This window comes from Carboxylicivirga sp., from assembly GCF_982718395.1.
Window position 1 is genome coordinate 1 of record NZ_CEXQWX010000112.1, and the last position, 20,179, is coordinate 20,179.

17 protein-coding genes and 1 pseudogene are annotated in these 20,179 nt (G+C 35.7%); 15 read left to right on the forward strand and 3 right to left on the reverse strand.

Features of this window, described 5'->3' with window-relative positions; all coding sequences use genetic code 11:
- Positions 1-358 (reverse strand): annotated as a pseudogene (locus AC4MRQ_RS17765) (hypothetical protein); the annotation flags it as partial.
- Positions 359-726: 368 nt separating this feature from the next.
- Here AC4MRQ_RS17765 and AC4MRQ_RS17770 point away from each other — a divergent pair.
- The 15 genes from AC4MRQ_RS17770 (at position 727) to AC4MRQ_RS17840 (ending at position 17,282) form a co-directional block, all read left to right on the forward strand.
- Positions 727-2,265: an arylsulfatase gene (locus AC4MRQ_RS17770; protein WP_491199050.1), complete on the forward strand. Its 1,539-nt coding sequence runs from the start codon at positions 727-729 to the stop codon at positions 2,263-2,265.
- 669 nt (positions 2,266-2,934) lie between these two features.
- Positions 2,935-5,034 carry an ATP-dependent DNA helicase RecG gene (gene recG / locus AC4MRQ_RS17775; RefSeq protein WP_491199051.1) on the forward strand — a complete coding sequence of 700 codons (2,100 nt, stop codon included), beginning with the start codon at positions 2,935-2,937 and terminating at the stop codon, positions 5,032-5,034.
- 848 nt (positions 5,035-5,882) lie between these two features.
- A complete protein-coding gene (locus tag AC4MRQ_RS17780; protein ID WP_491199052.1) occupies positions 5,883-6,734 on the forward strand; it encodes a mechanosensitive ion channel family protein in 852 nt (283 codons plus the stop codon).
- A gap of 128 nt (positions 6,735-6,862) precedes the next feature.
- Positions 6,863-7,558 (forward strand): aspartate/glutamate racemase family protein, encoded by a 696-nt coding sequence (locus tag AC4MRQ_RS17785; RefSeq protein ID WP_491199053.1) that lies wholly within the window; start codon positions 6,863-6,865, stop codon positions 7,556-7,558.
- Positions 7,559-7,570: 12 nt separating this feature from the next.
- Positions 7,571-7,816 (forward strand): DUF202 domain-containing protein, encoded by a 246-nt coding sequence (locus AC4MRQ_RS17790; protein ID WP_491199054.1) that lies wholly within the window; start codon positions 7,571-7,573, stop codon positions 7,814-7,816.
- A gap of 94 nt (positions 7,817-7,910) precedes the next feature.
- Positions 7,911-8,621, forward strand: a complete 711-nt coding sequence (locus AC4MRQ_RS17795; RefSeq protein WP_491199055.1) for a flavodoxin family protein — start codon at positions 7,911-7,913, stop codon at positions 8,619-8,621.
- A 133-nt stretch (positions 8,622-8,754) separates the two neighbouring features.
- Positions 8,755-9,219: an SRPBCC family protein gene (locus AC4MRQ_RS17800; RefSeq protein ID WP_491199056.1), complete on the forward strand. Its 465-nt coding sequence runs from the start codon at positions 8,755-8,757 to the stop codon at positions 9,217-9,219.
- Positions 9,220-9,355: 136 nt separating this feature from the next.
- A complete protein-coding gene (locus tag AC4MRQ_RS17805; RefSeq protein WP_491199057.1) occupies positions 9,356-10,459 on the forward strand; it encodes a DUF3626 domain-containing protein in 1,104 nt (367 codons plus the stop codon).
- 158 nt (positions 10,460-10,617) lie between these two features.
- Entirely contained in the window at positions 10,618-13,302 is a 2,685-nt protein-coding gene (locus AC4MRQ_RS17810) for a glycoside hydrolase family 38 N-terminal domain-containing protein (protein ID WP_491199058.1), read from the forward strand.
- A gap of 100 nt (positions 13,303-13,402) precedes the next feature.
- Positions 13,403-13,822 carry a hypothetical protein gene (locus AC4MRQ_RS17815; protein WP_491199059.1) on the forward strand — a complete coding sequence of 140 codons (420 nt, stop codon included), beginning with the start codon at positions 13,403-13,405 and terminating at the stop codon, positions 13,820-13,822.
- Positions 13,823-13,929: 107 nt separating this feature from the next.
- Positions 13,930-14,496, forward strand: coding sequence for a Crp/Fnr family transcriptional regulator (locus tag AC4MRQ_RS17820; protein ID WP_491199060.1), 567 nt, complete (start codon positions 13,930-13,932; stop codon positions 14,494-14,496).
- A 78-nt stretch (positions 14,497-14,574) separates the two neighbouring features.
- Entirely contained in the window at positions 14,575-14,889 is a 315-nt protein-coding gene (locus AC4MRQ_RS17825; protein WP_491199061.1) for a DMT family transporter, read from the forward strand.
- Between the two features lie 12 nt (positions 14,890-14,901).
- Positions 14,902-15,777, forward strand: coding sequence for an SDR family oxidoreductase (locus AC4MRQ_RS17830; protein ID WP_491199062.1), 876 nt, complete (start codon positions 14,902-14,904; stop codon positions 15,775-15,777).
- Positions 15,778-16,044: 267 nt separating this feature from the next.
- Positions 16,045-16,884 carry an RNA polymerase sigma factor gene (locus tag AC4MRQ_RS17835; RefSeq protein ID WP_491199063.1) on the forward strand — a complete coding sequence of 280 codons (840 nt, stop codon included), beginning with the start codon at positions 16,045-16,047 and terminating at the stop codon, positions 16,882-16,884.
- A 23-nt stretch (positions 16,885-16,907) separates the two neighbouring features.
- Complete coding sequence (locus tag AC4MRQ_RS17840; protein WP_491199064.1) at positions 16,908-17,282, forward strand: nuclear transport factor 2 family protein; 375 nt, start codon at positions 16,908-16,910, stop codon at positions 17,280-17,282.
- Between the two features lie 86 nt (positions 17,283-17,368).
- Here the strand turns inward: AC4MRQ_RS17840 and AC4MRQ_RS17845 are convergent, their stop codons facing one another.
- Positions 17,369-19,333, reverse strand: a complete 1,965-nt coding sequence (locus AC4MRQ_RS17845) for a DUF3858 domain-containing protein (protein ID WP_491199065.1) — start codon at positions 19,331-19,333, stop codon at positions 17,369-17,371.
- A 25-nt stretch (positions 19,334-19,358) separates the two neighbouring features.
- Positions 19,359-20,179, reverse strand: an 821-nt coding sequence (locus AC4MRQ_RS17850) for a DUF3858 domain-containing protein (protein WP_491199066.1), incomplete at its 5' end; no start/stop codon positions are given.

Below are 20,179 nucleotides of genomic sequence, written 5' to 3' on the forward strand. Positions count from 1 at the left end.
ACACCCAGATATCGGGCCTTACATTTACTCCGCTGGTTTGTGCTGTTGCCTTGTTAAAACGGACAATTTCATCTAAATCAAACATTGTCCCGTTATTAAACCCAACTAATAAATCACTAATGTGAATATCAGATTTCTGATATATATACTGAGAACTGAATCCGGCCGAATATGGTAAATCAAATCCAAGATTAGTCACCTTTTCGCCCCATACGGGCAACAAATAAGGATAATTGCTTTGTTTTAGGCTATCTATTTCCTCTCCTTTGTCCTTACCTACAACCTTATTACTAAAAACCTGTGCTGACAGACCACAGGATAAGGTCAAAATAAAGCCTGCCAATAAAAGTTTCTTCATGTGTTTAAATTTGATTTCTATTTGTCACTTAGAACACTCATACTTGTAATATAGTACAAAAAGAGCTATTCTTCTTATTTTCATTACCTTATTTCATTAGGAAAATTTCACAAATTATTTATAAAACTGTATAAACTTTGTTTTAAGCATTAGTTTGGATGCTCTATACCAAAGAATAAAACATAGATTGAACTTAGATCATTAAATAATCTTTCAAAGTTGATTTTTTGAACAAATTGATTGAAATTTATTTTTCCAGACATTTATTCCGTTAATCAAAAATCAATACATAGACTCACAATTTTGAATATTAATTGCATTTATTCAATTTTTCCAATTATTCATGTTTTACTTTTAACTAATTAATTATGAAAAAGTTATTTTTATTGAGTGCTACATTAATCCTAACTATGACAATCGGTGCTCAAAAAAACAAGAAACCCAATATTCTGGTTATTTGGGGAGATGATGTAGGACAATCAAACATAAGTGCCTACACAAAAGGTATGGTAGGTTACCAAACGCCCAACATTGACCGGATTGCAGATGAAGGTATGATTTTCACCGATTATTACGGTGAACAAAGTTGTACAGCCGGACGGTCAAGTTTTATAATGGGTCAAAGTGTTTTTAGAACCGGCTTAAGTAAAGTTGGACTGCCAGGAGCAGAATTAGGAATGAAGAAGGAAGACCCTACAATAGCTGGCCTGTTAAAGCCACTGGGCTATGCAACCGGGCAATTTGGTAAAAATCACCTGGGAGATAAAGACGAGCACTTACCAACAGAACATGGTTTTGATGAGTTTTTAGGAAACCTTTATCACCTTAATGCCGAGGAAGAGCCTGAACTTCCTGATTATCCGCAGAACCCTGAATTTAGAGAGAAATTTGGCCCACGCGGTGTTATTAAGTCATCCGCTGATGGCCCCGTAAGCGACACCGGCCCTCTTACAAAAAAAAGAATGGAATCCATTGATGACGAAACCGTTGCGGCAGCAGTCGATTTTATTAAGCGAATGGACGAAGAAGGAAAACCATGGTTTGTATGGTGGAATGGTACTCGTATGCACTTCCGCACTCATGTAAAAGATGAGTTGATGAATGATCCAAAATACAAGGGTCTGGATGAATATGCTATTGGTATGATTGAACACGACATGCATGTTGGTGAATTATTGGCTGTTTTGGATGAATTAAAAATAGCTGACGAAACTTTAGTTTTTTATAGTACTGATAATGGTCCTCATAAAAACACATGGCCCGATGCTGCTGTTACACCCTTCCGTGGTGAGAAAAACACAAACTGGGAAGGTGGATGGCGAGTACCGGCAATGGTGCGCTGGCCTAAAAACATTGAAGCTGGATCGGTTTCTAACGAAATAATGCACCATATGGATTGGCTTCCTACGTTTTTAGCTGCTGCAGGAAACTCAAGTGTTAAAAATGAACTATTAAAAGGTAAAAGAGTTGGTGACATGAACTATAAGGTTCATTTGGATGGCTATAACTTTTTGCCATACCTGACCGGTCAAACTAAAGAAGGTCCGCGTGAAGAAGTTTTCTATTTCTCTGACGACGGTGATTTAACAGCATTAAGATATAACGATTGGAAAATGGTATTTCTTGAGCAACGTAAATATGGTACCCTTGGCGTTTGGGCCGATCCTTTTGTTGAGTTACGTGTACCATATATATTCAATTTACGTCGTGATCCATACGAACAAGCTCCTTTGACATCCAATACTTATTACGATTGGCTATTGGATCATGCATTTATGCTTGTACCGGCACAGGCTTATGTTGCTAACTTCCTTGGAACTTTCCAGGAATATCCTCCTCGACAGAAAGCAGCCAGTTTCAGCCTCAGCGAAGTTATGGAGAAAATGAAAGCTCCATCAAATAATTAAAAGTTAAAGGTGGTGTCCGAAATCAAGAAATTATAAAAGAGAACTAATAATCTGTATCATTTAATAGCTTAACACCTAGCCTTGGTCCTTTTCTCAATGCTAATAAGTTAAGCAATCTACCTACGCTCACCCTTCACTTCCCTAAAGGGAACAGCGCGCTGGAAAGCCCCTTTAGAGGTTTGGGGTAACGATGGCGAAACGTTAAGAACATCAATTTTTCTTAGCTTAATAGCATTGTATCCTCTTATAGGAGTAGGTCAGGATGAGATGATTAACTTATAGATTATTAACTCGATAGTTACCCATTTTAATTTTCGGACACCCCTACTCTTTTCGATATCTAATTTCTTTCCAACTCTTTTTGGCATATTCTAGTGATATGTCAGTCCATATTTTTTATAAAAGATTTTTACAATAAGAAATCTTGCCACTCTCATCTAACTGCACATTATCTTACACGAGGTAATTGAAACAATTGTTTATTTGTAAGCACTTGTCGCATACCAAAACAATTTGGTTAAACCCAAATTAATATTGAACCCGGAAATTAGCTTTGTTGATTTCCAATTCTAATGCAAATTCCGGATTAGGGCGCTATACAAATCAGTCGTGCATCTTGAGTCAGCAATCTGCCCACCTTTTCTACCATAAAATATTATTTTTGCATTTATGTCTGATTTAGCGATGCAAAATATCAATTACCTGCCGGGCGTTGGCCCAAAAAAGGCAAAGCTCCTGAAACAGGAGTTAAGAATTGCATCCTACGAAGATTTACTTTTCTACTTCCCCTATAAATACATTGATCGAAGCAAGTTCTACGAAATCAGGGAAGTGAATGCCAAGTTGCCTTACATACAAGTGCGTGGCCGGTTTACATCGCTGAACACACACGGCACCGGAAGACAAAGCCGCATGACCGCAACATTTACCGATGGTACCGGTATATTAGAACTGGTGTGGTTTAAAGGACATAAGTATGTTAAGGAAAACATCAACTCCGAAGCCGAATACATTGTTTTTGGTAAACCATCCTCTTTCAACGGGAAAATAAACATTGTGCATCCCGAGCTGGAAAAAGTGAACGAAACGCAGGTGAAGATTTCTTCGGCTCTGCAAGCTTTTTACAACACCACCGAAAAGATGAAGAAAGGCTTTTTGAACTCAAAAGCCATTCAAAAACTACAGCAAAATGTATTTCTGTCTTTCCAGGGTAAGATACCTGAGACCCTGCCGGCCAGTATTATTGAGCGATATAAATTCCTGAATCTGCACGAATCACTAAAAGCCATTCATTTTCCGCCCAATGCACAGGTACTTGAAAAGGCGCAGGTCCGACTGAAGTTTGAAGAGCTATTCTATATCCAGTTGAATATATTGCGTCAGCGCAACCAACGAACAAAAGCCATTAAAGGACATGTATTTGGCACAGTGGGTGCGCACCTCAACGAATTTTATTCGCAAAAGATACCTTTCGAATTAACCAACGCACAAAAGCGGGTGATTAAAGAGATCAGACGCGACATGGGCTCGGGCAAGCAAATGAACCGTCTGTTGCAGGGCGATGTGGGCTCAGGAAAAACACTGGTAGCCTTAATGGTGATGCTGATTGCCTTGGATAATAATTTCCAGACTTGTTTGATGGCTCCGACTGAGATATTAGCTACTCAGCATTTTGAAACCATCAGCCAGATGGTGGAAGGCTTGGATATAAAAGTTGCGCTGCTTACCGGATCATCGAAAAAGAAGGAACGTGAAGTGATCGATGCAGATTTACAATCAGGCGAACTGCAGATACTTATTGGCACCCATGCCCTATTGGAAGATAAGGTGGTATTTAAAAACCTTGGACTGGTGGTAGTAGATGAACAGCACCGTTTTGGTGTGGCACAGCGAGCCAAGCTTTGGCGTAAAAATACGCGGCCACCTCATGTATTGGTGATGACGGCCACCCCTATCCCACGCACATTGGCCATGACCATCTATGGTGATTTGGATGTATCGGTAATTGATGAATTGCCACCGGGACGAAAACCCATTGAAACCGCCCACTATTTTCATAACCGCCGTAACAACCTTAACAAATTTATCAAAGGCGAGCTGGATAAAGGCCGCCAGGTATATGTGGTTTATCCACTAATTGAGGAATCGGAAAAGATGGATTTCAAAAACCTGAGCGAAGGTTATGAATATATGCAACGGGTATTTTCAGATTATAAAGTAAGCATGGTTCATGGTAAAATGCGGCCTGCTGAAAAGGACGAGGCGATGCAGGAGTTTGCATCGAACCGCTCACAAATATTGGTATCTACTACTGTGATTGAAGTAGGCGTGAATGTACCCAATGCCTCAGTAATGGTGATCGAAAGTGCCGAACGCTTTGGTCTGTCGCAACTGCATCAGCTGCGTGGACGTGTTGGACGTGGTGCCGAGCAAAGCTTTTGTATACTGATGACCAGCTACAAGCTATCGGAAGAAACGCGCAAACGCATGACCATTATGACACGCTCAACCGATGGTTTTGAAATTGCCGAAGCCGACCTTAAATTACGTGGGCCCGGCGATTTGGAAGGCACACAACAATCGGGCTTACCTTTTACACTCAAAATTGCCAACCTTGGGCGCGATGGCCAGATTCTGCAATTTGCCCGCCAGGTTGCCGAAGCCATTCTGGCCGATGACCCATTACTCGAAAAACAGGAAAATTTTATCCTGAACAAGCAACTTAAAAAGCTGGCCAGCGAAAAAATGAACTGGAGCATGATTAGCTAGTTTATGTTTCTAGCTTTGTCTGTACTTACAAAAGCCAATTTCTTTTCAAGGAGGCTTTGTAAAGACTTACAAACGCCACTTTCTTTCAGGGAAGCTTTGTAAGTACTTACAAACACCATTTTCTTTTCAGGGAGGTTTTGTCAGTACGTACAAACACCATTTTCTTCTCAGGGAGGCTTTGTCAGTACGTACAAACATCATTTTCTTTTCAGGGAGCCTTTGTCAGTACGTACAAACGCTATTTCATTCTCGGGGAAGCTTTGTCAGTACGTACAAACGCCATTTCCTTTCTGGGGGAAACTTTGTCAGTATGTACAAATGCTATTTCATTCTCGGGGAAGCTTTGTCAGCACATACAAACGCAATTTCATTTTCGGGGGAGGCTTTGTCAACACGAACAAACGCTGTTTCATTTTCGCGGTGGCTTTGTCAGTTTGTACACGAGACATTTTCCAAAGAATGCATGCATAGCAACTCTAAAAGCCTGTTACAATTTCGGTTGAGCTTATTTTGTTATTTGCCTATATTAGGTATGATAAATAGTAAACAACCATGCTAAGGACTGTGTTTGATTAAGTTGCACTAAAATTATAATTTAGCATACACTAATCGGGAATAAGCTACCCTGTCAGGTAAGGCGAAAATCAAAAGTCAGGGTGGTACAGCAAAAGAAAGATATTGTATTGATATATAATGAATAAGTTTAAGATATGAAAAAGGTGTGCTTTCCATTCCATATACACCGTTTGAATGATACAGCAAAAATAAATACAATGGATTTATAATTGCGTTGCTTAGCATTATACTTATCGTTTAATCTTAAGATTTATATATTATGAATTAAAAATATGGAAACAGTAAGAGCATTTTTAGAATTAGAGATACTAAAATACAACGATTACACCTTGAAAGTTTCAAGTTTAATAAGTGTGTTCTTTATTTTGTTGATTACCTACATAATACTATGGCTAGTCAAGAAAGCACTGTTTAGAAGACGGAAGTCAAGAGAAATTGATTTAGGTAATACTTATGCATTATTTCAAATTATTAAGTATGTTATATGGGTTATAGCACTAGGATTAATACTTGAAACTGTTGGTTTTAAACTTACTTTGCTTTTAGCAGGTTCAGCAGCACTTCTTGTAGGAATTGGATTGGGTCTCCAGCAAACATTTAATGATTTTGTATCTGGCATTATTTTGCTCTCCGAAAGATCCATCAAGGTAGGTGATATTCTTGAAATTGACGGCGATGTTGTAAAACTCCAAGAAATTGGACTTAGGACATCAAAGGGGTTAAACCGGGATGATATTTCGTTAATTATCCCAAATTCTTTAATTACAACTAATAAAGTGATAAACTGGAGTCATCAGACAAAAAACACAAGATTTAAAATTGACATCGGAGTATCTTATGGAAGTAATGTTGATCTTGTTATGAAGATTTTAAAAGAAAGCACATATGAACATGAAGAGGTAACTAACAGGGATTTAATTGATATTCGTTTTTTGAACTTTGGTAATTCATCACTTGATTTCCAGATTCTGTTTTTCAGTGAAAATATTTTTAGAATTGAAAAGGTCAAAAGTGATATTAGAAAAATTATAAACAGAAAATTTATAGAGAATAATATTAAGATCCCATTCCCTCAAATTGATTTACATTTAAGAACTGATGAAACTAAAGCTAACAATGTATAAAAATAATAGCCGAGATAGTAGAGAATTAAAGAGTTGTAGCTCGCTTCATCTTTCTTGTAACTTGACAGGAAAGTACCACGCAATAGGCTACCATTCTTATACTAACCGTTGTAACTAATAAAAATTAAATGAGAACACTTGGTTTAATCGGAGGAACTTCTTGGCATTCAACAATTGAGTATTACCGAAATATTAATCAAACTATTAATGATCATTTTGGAAATAATACGAATCCTCCATTAATCTTATTTAATCAGAACCAAGCTCTTATACATGAGCTTCAAATTAAAAATGATTGGAGTAAAATCGCAGCATTGTTTGTTGAATCTGCCAAGCGACTTGAGCAATGCGGTGCTAGTGCATTGATATTTTGTGCGAATACACCTCACAAAATATTTGATGTGGTAGAATCTGAAATTAATATTTCAATTATTCATATCGCAGATTCTACATCAAAAGAAATTCTGAAAAAAGGTTTAAAGAGAGTGTGTTTTATTGGTACAAGGTTTAGCATGGAAGAGGACTTTCTATTGAAAAGATTCTCAAAGAATGGAATTGAGGTTATTATGCCCAAAGATCAGAATGAAATTATTGAATTGCACCGAATAATTCAGAAAGAACTAACATATGGCAATATAAATTCGAAATCAAAAAAGTTTGTTATTAATAGTATTCAATCAATGATTGAAGCAGGAGCCGAAGGGGTTGTTTTAGGTTGTACTGAATTCCCTCTAATGATTAAGGATAAAGACTTACCAATTCCAGTATTTAATACAACAGCTATTCATTCCAAATCTGCTTCAGATTATATTTTAATGGTTTAAACTAAATTGACAATGAATAATTCAGACTATTTAGCTTTAGCAAGGACCAAATTAGCAAATGAACGAACTTTTCTAGCATATTTCAGAACCTTCGCTGTTTTCTTGAGTTCAGGAATTGCTGTTATTAAAGTTGAAGCCTTACATAGTTTAATGGAACTAGGCTATTTTTTTATTTCTGCTTCTTTAATAATTATTACCATTGGGATAGTTCGTTTTTTCCTTGTGAGAAAGACAATGCGAAAAATGCTAAGCGAATGAATAAATAAAATACCAGCTACAATAACTAAGCGTTGTAAGCCACTTGAAATAATTCCGACTAAAATAACAATGTATAACTTAAAAATATTGCAATATGGACAAAATTGATTTTTCAGGACTCAAAGCAATGTATGTTAATTGTACATTGAAACGTACACCAGAAATCAGTCACACTCAAGGGTTAATGGATGTATCTATAAAAATAATGGAGAAAGAAGGGATTGATGTTCACCAACTAAGACTTGTTGACTATGATGTAGCTACCGGAGTGTATCCTGACATGACAAAGTTTAATTGGGAAAAGGATGATTGGCCGGGGTTATTCAAAGATATTTTTGATGCCGATATTTTAATAATTGGAACCCCTATATGGCTTGGTGAAAAATCTTCGGTTGCTCAAATGCTCATTGAAAGACTTTATAGTATGAGTGGTGACAAAAACAAGAAAGGACAATACTTATATTACGGAAAAGTTGGTGGTTGTATAATTACCGGAAACGAAGATGGCGTAAAACATTGTGCTATGGGGATATTATATGCCTTGCAGCATATAGGATATTCAATTCCTCCTCAAGCTGATTGTGGTTGGATTGGTGAAGTAGGTCCTGGTCCCAGCTATTTAGATAAAAAATCAAAAGCTTCAGAAAATGATTTCACAAACAGAAACACTACATTCATGACTTATAATTTAATGCATCTTGCAAAATTATTAAAAGAGAATAACGGATACCCTCAATATGGTAATTCCAGAAAAGATTGGGATGATGGAACACGTTGGAACTTTGAAAATCCTGAGTATAGATAAAACGGCTTACAACATTTCGTAACGTTAATGACAAGCAGAGTACTAAATATCAAGGTTTGTAAACCATGTGCATTAATGAACTACAGATTAGTCTGAGAATTCAAGTTGAGAACAAATAGAAATCAGACAATATATGAAAGAAATAAAAGGACCAATAGTAGAATGCCAAATGATGGTAAGGAAATCTATTTCGGAAGTTTTTCAAGCATTTGTTGACCCAAGTATAACAACCGAATTCTGGTTCACAAAGTCCAGTGGAAAACTTGAAAAGGGTAAAACAGTTACCTGGGAATGGGAAATGTACGGTGTTTCAGAGCAAATAAAAGTAGTTGAACTTTTAGCAAATGAGAAAATAACAATTGAATGGGACAATCCGGCAACAAGCGTGGATTTTGAATTTTCGGAATTATCCAAAGAAACGACTTATGTGACAATTAAAAACTATGGATTTCACCAAACCGGAAATGACCTAATTGAAGTAATTAAAAATAATACAGGTGGATTTACAACTGTATTAGACGGACTAAAAGCATACCTTGAATTTGGAATAGAATTGAATTTAGTGAAAGACAAATTTCCTCAGATTAAGCAGAAATAATATTCAAATACCGTTATTGAAGAGGAACCAAATTTAAGAAAGAAAGAATCTGCAATAAGGTTAAGCACTAATTTAGTGTAAAGCATGTGCTTATAAATTTGTAAACTATGTGCTTTAACAAACAGCTTGAGATGCAATGATAAAGACATTGAAATTAACAAAGTCACAAAAAATAGCGATTGAAAATATTTCAGAATATATAAATTCGAGAAAAAGCAAATACATTGATACAATTGAAATGATTTTGTATCAGGCCAATATTGATAAGTATATTTTTACAGAGTATAATGAGAATATATTGAAGCATTCGCAAATTGCACTACATTTTCATCCTGACCGCCTAATTTCAATGGATACGAACGTGATTGAGGGAATGATTCAGTTTGGAAAATACAGAAATCAATTTGAAACAAATATTTCCTCAGGAAGCGTTTCTGCTTATAGCGGAGGGAAGCGTGATATTTGGGAAAACAAGGTTTTTAAAGGTGCATATCAGACTGCAACCCCTTCTGAACGTCCAAAATATGGTTCATTAAATTTGACAATGACAGAAGATGGACCTTCTCCTAGATTTGGGTCATGCTATTTCCTATTAAAACCTGAGATTAAACAAAGAACAACCTTTACATATGGAGACACCCACAATTCACCTAAAGAAATTGGGACAATAGACAGTTTTGAATTAATAAATGCTGGATTATTAAATGACTTATTTATAAGAGGAACGGCATTGGGAGAGATAGGTACCAATGTTCTTGATTTTTTAAAATTAATAAACAGTAAGCTTCCACATTCCTCAGAATTTAAATACTATAGGAAGGCTTCAAAAAATCTAGATTTCTATATTGAAGCACAGGTCCATGGGGATATCTCACTCAGAAACGATATTGATACATTGATTGCTGATTATTCATATAAAGGAACTGACATTGAATCTCAATTAAAAGTCTTGTGTGAAAAATACTACATTGAAATAAAATGGAATTCAGGTCTCGAATTAAAGGTTTCTGAATTTCCAAATAATTTTAGAGGGAATAAAGTACCATTTTATGCTGAGAAATTTGGACAAAATGGTAAGTTAAATGCATATCTACTTGGAAAAGCAGCAATGCAAATGAGCAGACAACATGACAACTTACAAATGTTAAAATACTTATGGCATTGTATAGTGAGATTTGGGACAGAGATAAGAAAGCCAGCCCCTAATACACAACTAAAAACATTGGACGGAAAGTATTAAATTTGAATGATATAACAATTAATAAATGGCTAGAAAATTTAATAAGCTGGAACTTTAAAGCGCCCTATGTTCTTATTGCCAATCGTTATAATCATTTTGCGTAAATAAATTCAGATTATCGTCTCTTACCGGAGTTTAAATAAATAATGGCAATGGTTATGAAATACTACTTACTGATTTTTTTTGCTACAATAAATTTAGGCCTTAGCGCACAAATTGCTAAACCTGAAATCGCTCAAAATCATTCAAAAAGCAGCGTAACAGATATAGTAGTTGTATTTAAAATGCATGTTGATATTGGATACACCAATTGGGCAGAAGGAGTTCTTTATGAATATAGTAATGATATGTTGGATAAAACATTGAAAGCTATTGATGAAACTTCAATATTGCCTGAATCAGAACAATTTGTATGGACTATTCCAGCCTGGCCATTAAAATATATGCTTGAGAATTGCTCTGATAAAAATAAAACCAGATTAGAAAAAGCCATTAAAGAAGGACGTATTATTCCTCATGCCTTACCCGTAACTTTTGAAACAGAGGCCAGCGACCTTGAAAATCTGGTTCGTGGATTAACTTATGCTTCCGAAATAAACTCAACATACAACCTGCCACAAGCACGTGATGCCAAGTTAACCGATGTGCCGAGTCACTCACGTGCATTGCCAACAGTACTCAAAAATGCCGGCGTTGATTTTCTTCACATTGGCTGTAATCCGGGTTCTACTTCACCTGATGTTCCCCGGTTATTCTGGTGGCAAGGTCCTGACGGATCACGTCTGTTGACTCTTTATTGGGCAGAATATTACGGTTCCGGCATTCTTCCTCCTGAGAACTGGCCACATAAGACATGGCTGGCAATGATTCACACACATGAAAATACAGGGGCACCCAGCCCTGATGAAGTAGCTGAATTATTAAAAAAAGCAAAAGAAGAAATGCCCAATGTAAACATTAAAACAGGTCGTCTCTCAGATTTTCATGACTTATTAGTGAAAGAAGAATTAGATCTTCCGGTTATATCAGGAGACATGCCTGATACATGGATACATGGTTATATGTCAATGCCCAGAGAAACCCGCTTATGTAAATTTCTGCAACGTGAAACCTATAATACAGAAATGCTGAATTCACAAATGCGTGATTGGGGGATGTCTGCAAATCCAATTGAAAACCAAATTAGTAAAGCCGTAGAAAATATGATTCTTTATGAAGAGCATACTTTTGGTGCTGCCATGACACATTCAAATCAACACAAATGGACCTATAACGATGAATTTAAAATAAATAAATCATTAGGGAACTATGATTTTATTGAAGGAACATGGTATGAAAAAGGGAATCGTATCAGAAGTGCTGAAAAGATTATTGTTCCATTAATGAAACGACAATTAAAGCAACTTGCATCTTCTGTTAATGTTGATGGTAAAAAAATTGTAGTTTATAATCCCTTGCCATGGTCAAGAAAAGGTAGGGTTAGTTTCTTTGCAGGAGTATATCAAAAGAAATTTAAAATATATGGAGTTAAGGATGTATCTACGGGAAAGGTATTACCTGTGTATGAAGATTACAACTTGATTTCTTTCGATTCAGATTCGATACCTTCTATGGGATATAAAACTTATATTCCGGTATTAGAGCCAATAAAAACCAAGTCACACTTAAAAATTGACAGAGATAATAACCTGCTGGAAAACAAATATTTTAAATTGAAGATTGATCCACAAAAAGGGATTTTATCTTCTGCTTTCGACAAACAGAACAAAAAAGAACTGGTAGATGTAAAAAGTCATGAAGGTTTTGGGGAATACTTTATGGAACAAGCAGGACAGAAACAAATTGATATTTACAATAAGGCATATGTGAAAAAGGGTTCAGAAAGTTGGGCCAATGATGAGATGATTCGTCCTTCAGTACCACAACAAGAAACTGAGGTTTATAGAGGAACTTGCGAAAAAATAGTTTATCTGAACATGAATAATGCTGTTCGAGCAACTGTTTTCGGGAAATTAAACAACAAGGAATCACAAAGATACATGGTTACTTATACTCTATATGAAGATCAACCATACATAGAAATAGATTGGGGTGTTGATGGCAAGAAACCTGCAGCACAACCACAAGCAGGATGGATTTCATTTCCATTTGATATAGATAAACCCGAATATCGATTATATCGTACCGGAGGTATAGTTGACCCGCAAAGAGAGCTTGTTGAAAACACAAATTCAGATTTTTACTTTCTAAATACCTCCATGACAATGTTTGATAAGACAGGAAAAGGTGCAGCGTTAAATTGCCCCACATCACCAGGTGTAAGCATAGACGCGCAAGGGCTTTTTAAATTCTCACAAAAAAGATCCCTAAAAACCGGGCAGGTATTTGTTAATTTATACAATACGCAATGGGGAACAAATTTCACAGAATGGATTGAAGGATCATTTTCTTCAAAAATGTTTATCTGGAGCTATAACAAATATGATTCTGAATCAACTTTTATTACTCCATCCGAAGAAACCCGAATACCTCTTAAAGGAGTTTTCTATGATGGTCCAAAAAGGAAAAGTCTTCCATCAGGACAAGGTATATCTGTAAACAAGAAAGGAGTTTTAGTAACGGCATATAAAGATACCCCGGAAGGAAAATTGCTTCGTTTATGGGAACAGGCAGGTAAAAGTGGACCATGTAAAGTTACCCTGCCGGAAAGTAAAAACTATAAAAATGCCTATTGGTGTAATTTGAGAGGCGAAAAGATTAATGATAAGGCAATTGAAATTGTAAACAATACTATTCAATTTGAAATCAAGGCGAATCAGCCGGTAAGCCTTATTTTGAAATAAACTAACTTTTGATATTGAGATATTTCAAAAGTTATCTGATTTTGTTAAAACTCAAGAAGGATTTAGAAGTGGGGAATAACAATGAAAGATTGATTACAAAATGAATTTAAATAATTTAACCAAGACTATAGCCGGATTATCGCTTGCAATTATACTGACAAGTTGTTTTGAAATCAAGACGAACAATCCACAGGAAACTTATAAATACTGGGCAGGGACAAACGCTCCAACAGATTTCGAATTATTAAAAGGCCAGTATTGGCAATCTGCACACTGGACAAGAGAATATATAATGTATTTAGAATTTAAGCCGAGTGATAGATGGTGGAACGAATTTTTAAAGCAAAACCATATTTCCATTGACAAAGAAGACTGGACAAAACCAGACGATGCTCCAACTTGGTTTAAACCATCTGAAAACTCAATAAGGTATAGTAGGAATGATACTTTTGACCAAGGTTCAAGATGTTTTAAAGATACAATAACAGGCGTTTGCTACATTTACGAAATTCAACTTTAAAACTAAGTGATTGTTAAAGGACAAAGAACAACAAGGTATAAAGCTTTTGAATGGATAGCCATATGGTTGATTTTGTTGTTAACAGTAAAGGATAATTAAAAATTGTTATGGATTCGATTAAAGAGATCTTTTTGAACAGATATGAATTATCATTTGCAAATTTTGATCTTTTACATTCATTTATGACTGAGGAAACCAGATTAAAAGGTGAAGTCATCATTCATGAAGGTGAGGTGCACCATTCTGTGTACTTTATTAAAAGTGGTGCGATGAGGAGTTATTACATCAATAAAGATGGTAAAGATGTAACCCATTGGTTTGGATTTGAAGGAGATGTTGCTGCTTCTCTTGGTAACTTTATAAACTCAAAGCCCTCCCTTGAAAACATAGAGTTATTAGAAGATTCAGTTGTACTAAAAATAAGCAGATCTAAACTATTGGAATTATTTTCAACCAACTTGGAAATGGCTAATTTTGGAAGAAAGCTGGCAGAATATGCGTTGCTAGAGATGGAGGAACAAATACTGCTAACTCAATTCACTGATGCTAAAAGCAGGTATCTATCACTGATCGATAAATTTCCACAACTTCTTAAAAGAGTTAAATTAGGTCATATCTCGTCCTATTTAGGAATAACTCAAGTGACTCTTAGTCGTATCCGATCTGAAAAATAATTCTTTTTTTAACATAGGTAAAAAGAAATCATATCTTCCAACTCTAGTTTTGTGCTGTAATCTAAAACACAGTTTATTATGGGTTGGATCATTTTATTGTTATCCGGGTTATTTGAAGTTGGATTTACTACTTCCATGAAGTTATCTGAAGGCTTTTCTAATTGGAAAGGTATTGTTGGCTTCTTTGTATTTGGAGCTTTAAGCTTTGGATTGTTACTAAAGTCTATGCAAACAATAGAAATGGGTACTGCCTATGCGGTTTGGGCAGGAATTGGAGCCAGTGGAACCATATTAATGGGATTAATTTTCTTTAATGATGCATTAAACTGGAACAAACTTTTATTTCTATCGCTAATCATCATCGGGATAATAGGTATCAAATTAAGTAATTAAGATTTAGAAAAGATGAAAAAAATAACAATTATCGGAGCAACTGGAACGCTAGGTTCATCAATAACAAAAGAATTAAATAACAAAGGGGTCCGTGTAAAAGCTGTCGTAAGAGATGTAGTAAAAGCCAAAGAGCTGTTACCGGAAAATGTTGAAATTTTATATGGAGACGTTTCTGATAAAGCAAGCCTTAAAGAAGCTTTAACAGGTTCTGAAACAATCTATTTAAATTTAAATACAACCTCATGGGACGAAAACGCTCCATTCCACACAGAAAGAGAGGGAATAATCAATGTTGTTGACATCAGTAAGAACATAGGTGTGAAGCATGTTATGCAAATTGTAGGAATAGATTTATCTAACCCCGAGTTTGCTTCGAAAGGAATGGAATACAATACTAACCTAATTAGAAAACCAGCGATTGAACACATGAAAAAATCAGGGTTAAACTATACCTATTTTCACTGCTCAGTCTTTCTGGATTCATTCCCGACATTTATTCAAGGTGAAGAATTTGCAATCATTGGCGATCATAAATACCCCGTATTTTTTACGAATACGATAGATTTAGCTGAAAACATTTATAATGCCATTGAAAATGAAAAAGCATATAATCAATCATTTACAGTACAAGGAACAGAAGGTATCAGTTTTCCTGAAGCTGCCAAAAGATTCTTGAGTGTTTATAATCCAAACATAAAAGTTTCAGAATATCCTATGGAAACAATTAAACACATTGGACTTCCAAGCATAGAAGAGGAGCAATTTATGGAACACATGCTTACTTATGTGGAACAATTAAAAGAAGAACAGGTTTCTGAACCTACCTGGAAAGTACTCGGTGCACCTAAACTATCCATAGAAGAATTTGCAAAAACACTTTCGAAGTAAAATAATGAGTAATCAAGCAGATGGCTGGTGGGTCAATAACCCGCCAGCCGTTTGTTATATATGATGCATAAGTGATTACTCACCTACAAACCAGTCACATCCTCCTCTTCCGTCAAAATTATTTGAACCAGAGTATGATTTTGATGAACACTGTGCTAAATTAAAACTCAAAACAATTATAAAATTTCGTGGTTCTTTGATAAGTAGGTGTATTGTAATACTCAACAATACATGCAAATGCAAATTGAGTTAATAAATTAAGTTTGTATGAAAATCGAATACCAGGAAAAGTTTATAGAATTTAAAGAACAGTTATCTTCCTTTTTATATCGTCTATTAACCAACAAGCAAGATGTAGAAGATATAATCCAGGATACATATATCCAGGTTTTCGACAAGATAGAAACGTTTAAGAATACATCCTCCTATAAAACCTGGGTTTTTACAATTGCTTTAAACAAGGCCAGAAATCATTTGACAAAACTTAAACGGTGGAGTGAAAACACGCAGGATTACGGAGCTAATTTACATGAACAGTCCACAGAACTGTGGGATAAAATGGTTTCTGTTTTTGAAACAACACCCGACAAACAATACGAAGTAAAAGAGCATCTTACTTATTGCTTTAATTGTATCAATAAAACATTGAAAACTGAACAACAAATTTGTCTTTTACTTAAAGAGGTTCACAACTTTAAGGTTCATGAAATAATTAAAATAACTGGATTGTCGGAAGGCAAGGTAAAACACGCCATTGCCAATGCCCGAAAAAACATGATTCGAATATTTGATAACCGCTGTTCTTTTGTCAACAAAAAAGGTGTCTGTCATCAATGCACAACATTAACAGGTCAGCTAAATAAAAAGCAAAATATTGAGGAACAACTAAACAAGCTCCGCTTAATACGAGAAAATAATAATCCTGACAAGGAATATTTATTAAACCTGCGAATTGAAATTGTAAAGAGTATTAATCCCTTAAATGCTCCAAACTTCAATATGCACAACTATATGCTGTCCTCTGCCGAAAAATGGGTTGAAATGGGAAAAGAAAAAAAAGTTCTTGAAACTCGTCCGAAATCATTAGCCATTTTGTCTAAAGCATAGTAAACAATTTAAAAACTAAAAAAATGACAAAAAAAGCATTACAAATCGTACAAGAGTTTCAACAATCTATTGAAAGAGGAACGGATGATTGGCAAAACTTATTTGCAGAAGATGTAATCTTCAAGGGTCCGGTTGACACTGTTATAGGGAAGAAAGCCAATATTGAATTAAATAAGAACTTTTTTCCATTGGTAAAGGAATATAAACCCAAGACACATTTCGAGCAAGGGAAATGGGTTTGTTTAGAAGGTACATTCGTTGTTAATACCCCGGCAGGTAATACCCTGACGATGGATATGGCCGAGATCTACGAAATAGTAGATGAGAAAATCCAGAATATGCGTGTGTATTACGATGCAGAGGAATTTAGAAAAGAATTTAGCAAAGTACTATCTTAAACGAAATCATAAGCGCAATAGCTATTAGGTATGCTATTGCGCTTACACCATATATGAACAATATAATAAACCTGTATATTTTATATCTACAAACCAGCCACTTCCTCCTCTTTTGTCAAAATTATTTTGGAATTCACTTTTGAGGTAACCGTATTCATAAAGTTTTTGAGCTCTTTGTAATCGCTGGCCGTATAGCTCTGTTTTTTAAAACTATATGCTGCAATTATCTGGATCATCTTTTCCTTAACCGCAACATTATAATTAAAGGACACATTCTCATTATTGATGCTCTTTGCGGTTGGTAAATCGTCAGCTAGATAACCTTCAGGCAATTGAATGGTTGCTATATAACGATTGCCTCTCAGGTATACCATGTCAACCGGCAACTCTCTTTTCTCCTGTTTAAAAGGGTTTTCCTGTTGAGGCAAATTCACAAATGGGGATATGATTAGTTGATCGTCAATCTGATCAAAGTCACTTGTAAATTCATAGCTATACTTAAATGGCAAAGACTTATCACTGATATTATTAACCTTGATTTCAGAAGCAATCTCCAGCCCTTTATTGTTTATATCTTCCTTAAACTCATCCTGATCATCGAGATATTCCTCGCGCTCATAAAGTGCCTTATAACCGGTACATTTAGTTCTGCAAACACCTTGCAATTCACCTTGGTCAGCATCAACAGTCATCGTCAGGTTAATCTCTTCCATCGAAAAGGCACTATTGGTAATACTAACCCATGTCTCACTATCCTCCTCCACAATAAAACCTTTACCATTAATACACCTGGAAGGAATCATGTGGTTTGGACATAAATCATGTGTGGCATCAACCAAAACTTTTTTGCCATCCACCTCTACCAATATTAACACATAGTTAAACAACTGGGCATACGGAAACGAATCACTCACCTTTCCGTTATCCCTGGTGCTGATTATCACAGGAACTGCGTTCATATCTAAAGCACGCAGAACACCAATAGTTCCCAGGTTGATATTCGCAATATTTCCAGTTAGTTTATCATTAAACTCCTTGAAGCTTCGTTGAGCATACTTACCTGTGTATCCGTTCCATTTGTAAGTTTGCTTCATATACTCAATTACGTCGTTTAAACGCTCCTTCTCTGGCTTATCTTTTAGATGCGCCAGATTCTTTGTACCCCATTTCTCTGATTTCTTAATATATTTTCCGAATCCATGATAGTCTAACATTTCCTTAGCTAACGATGGCCAGGAGTCCATAAACTGCTTCTTATATCCGGATGGATAATTAATTTCAGCAAGCTGAAAATCGATCTTTTTTACATAGTCATTTTTTGACGATATAAAATCCTCATCTTTAAACGACGGTATGTTTTTCAATCCAAACTCATAAACCATATCAACAAATGGAATACCTGAAAAAGTGCGTCCCAGACCTTTTTTCTCGTAATTCTTGAAATGATCAACTTTAGTAGCACCCTGCAGTCTGTAACGATACGAATAGAACGGGATCATACTTACCTTATACTCACTATACAAGGTTGGTATATCCGTTTGAAACTCCCAGTCGCGTAAAAAACTATAATAAGGAGAGTAAATAGTATATTTCACGTCTATGATCGATCCTTCCTTTATTTTGGGCATAGCGAATTTCTTGCCATACCAATATTCGTTTATTTCTTCTTTATAAATACTTTTAGGGTCAAGCGGTGTTTTAACCATCTTTCCATTTTCAACATTAAAAGTAAATCCTTCAATATCCATAACCTGTTCCCTGTCACCATCACGATGATATAAGGGTATTTCAAATTCACCTTTATCAAATGCCGCTTCATTAAAGATCTTTATGCGAACATGGCGATCAAATCTCAGAATAAAACCTCCGTCATCCTGCACAAACCAAGAGTTACCCTTATCAAATAACACTAGTGCAGGTGCGTCTTTCTCAAAGCTGCATTCCCTCAGTTCAACATCTAAAGGGCGTAATGAACCAAACTCAATATCCTGAGCCTTTCCATACAGACAACATGTAATAAACAATACAATGGTGAATAAACTAAAATTCATAGTTTCGGGACTTTTATGGTGTGTATTATAAATATTTTACAATTCCTTTTTGACGCTCAGCCGACGTACATAAATTGATAAAAGCATATACTTTAGGGTATTCATCCAACAGATAATTACCGGCTTTAACCTCCAGATACCGATAAATCTTCAGCTGTTGACCTTCAATACTCAGTTCTTTCTTATAATATCCGTACTCCGACTCAATTTCTAATGGTTTTATACCGGAAACGCTCGTTATTTCACGTGGCAGGTTGTAAACAATTGTATCGCTGTAGCAATACGGATAGTAAAATCGTAATTCCTGCGTTCTGTTTTCCGGCTTATCAAGCTTGAACAAAACCGGGCGAATCGGTTTAAGTAATAATCGTGAACCAATCTCTTCAACAGCGTTGTTTAGCCTGGCTTCCAGTTTTAACTCTATCAACGACGAATCCCTGTCTCCTCTTTTAATTTGATAACTTTGAATATCACTATTTTCGAAAAGTTCGAGTTCTTCCAAATAATCAATCTTATCCCTTTCGGGCAATGCATCATTAAGACCTTTTAAATAACTAAACATCATCCCTCTCGCAACTCCCTTTGAGCTTATCGAAACCTTTCCTGCATTGTCTACAGTAACATTAGTATTAAAATCATTGACAACTTGTTCATTATTTAAAGCAGGCGTCCTGGTCAGACGACTTTGCTCGCCATCAACTAATAACACCGTCCTATTTTGCGTAAATGTACCCAGATAATTAAACGGAGCTGTATTATCAGTACACTCAAGCCATATTGTATCATTAGCCTGAGGTACACAAAGAATAACATGATTAAATTGCTGCGACGGATATGCTGTGCGAA

Bases quoted from the DNA above. Each gene is read 5' to 3' on its own strand.
- AC4MRQ_RS17825 (WP_491199061.1), top strand. From the start codon at position 14,575: ATGGGTTGGATCATTTTATTGTTATCCGGGTTATTTGAAGTTGGATTT.
- AC4MRQ_RS17795 (WP_491199055.1), top strand. From the start codon at position 7,911: ATGGACAAAATTGATTTTTCAGGACTCAAAGCAATGTATGTTAATTGT.
- AC4MRQ_RS17810 (WP_491199058.1), top strand. From the start codon at position 10,618: ATGAAATACTACTTACTGATTTTTTTTGCTACAATAAATTTAGGCCTT.
- AC4MRQ_RS17805 (WP_491199057.1), top strand. From the start codon at position 9,356: ATGATAAAGACATTGAAATTAACAAAGTCACAAAAAATAGCGATTGAA.
- recG (WP_491199051.1), top strand. From the start codon at position 2,935: ATGTCTGATTTAGCGATGCAAAATATCAATTACCTGCCGGGCGTTGGC.
- AC4MRQ_RS17800 (WP_491199056.1), top strand. From the start codon at position 8,755: ATGAAAGAAATAAAAGGACCAATAGTAGAATGCCAAATGATGGTAAGG.
- AC4MRQ_RS17840 (WP_491199064.1), top strand. From the start codon at position 16,908: ATGACAAAAAAAGCATTACAAATCGTACAAGAGTTTCAACAATCTATT.
- AC4MRQ_RS17785 (WP_491199053.1), top strand. From the start codon at position 6,863: ATGAGAACACTTGGTTTAATCGGAGGAACTTCTTGGCATTCAACAATT.
- AC4MRQ_RS17780 (WP_491199052.1), top strand. From the start codon at position 5,883: ATGGAAACAGTAAGAGCATTTTTAGAATTAGAGATACTAAAATACAAC.
- AC4MRQ_RS17830 (WP_491199062.1), top strand. From the start codon at position 14,902: ATGAAAAAAATAACAATTATCGGAGCAACTGGAACGCTAGGTTCATCA.
- AC4MRQ_RS17820 (WP_491199060.1), top strand. From the start codon at position 13,930: ATGGATTCGATTAAAGAGATCTTTTTGAACAGATATGAATTATCATTT.
- AC4MRQ_RS17815 (WP_491199059.1), top strand. From the start codon at position 13,403: ATGAATTTAAATAATTTAACCAAGACTATAGCCGGATTATCGCTTGCA.
- AC4MRQ_RS17845 (WP_491199065.1), bottom strand. From the start codon at position 19,333: ATGAATTTTAGTTTATTCACCATTGTATTGTTTATTACATGTTGTCTG.
- AC4MRQ_RS17835 (WP_491199063.1), top strand. From the start codon at position 16,045: ATGAAAATCGAATACCAGGAAAAGTTTATAGAATTTAAAGAACAGTTA.
- AC4MRQ_RS17770 (WP_491199050.1), top strand. From the start codon at position 727: ATGAAAAAGTTATTTTTATTGAGTGCTACATTAATCCTAACTATGACA.
- AC4MRQ_RS17790 (WP_491199054.1), top strand. From the start codon at position 7,571: ATGAATAATTCAGACTATTTAGCTTTAGCAAGGACCAAATTAGCAAAT.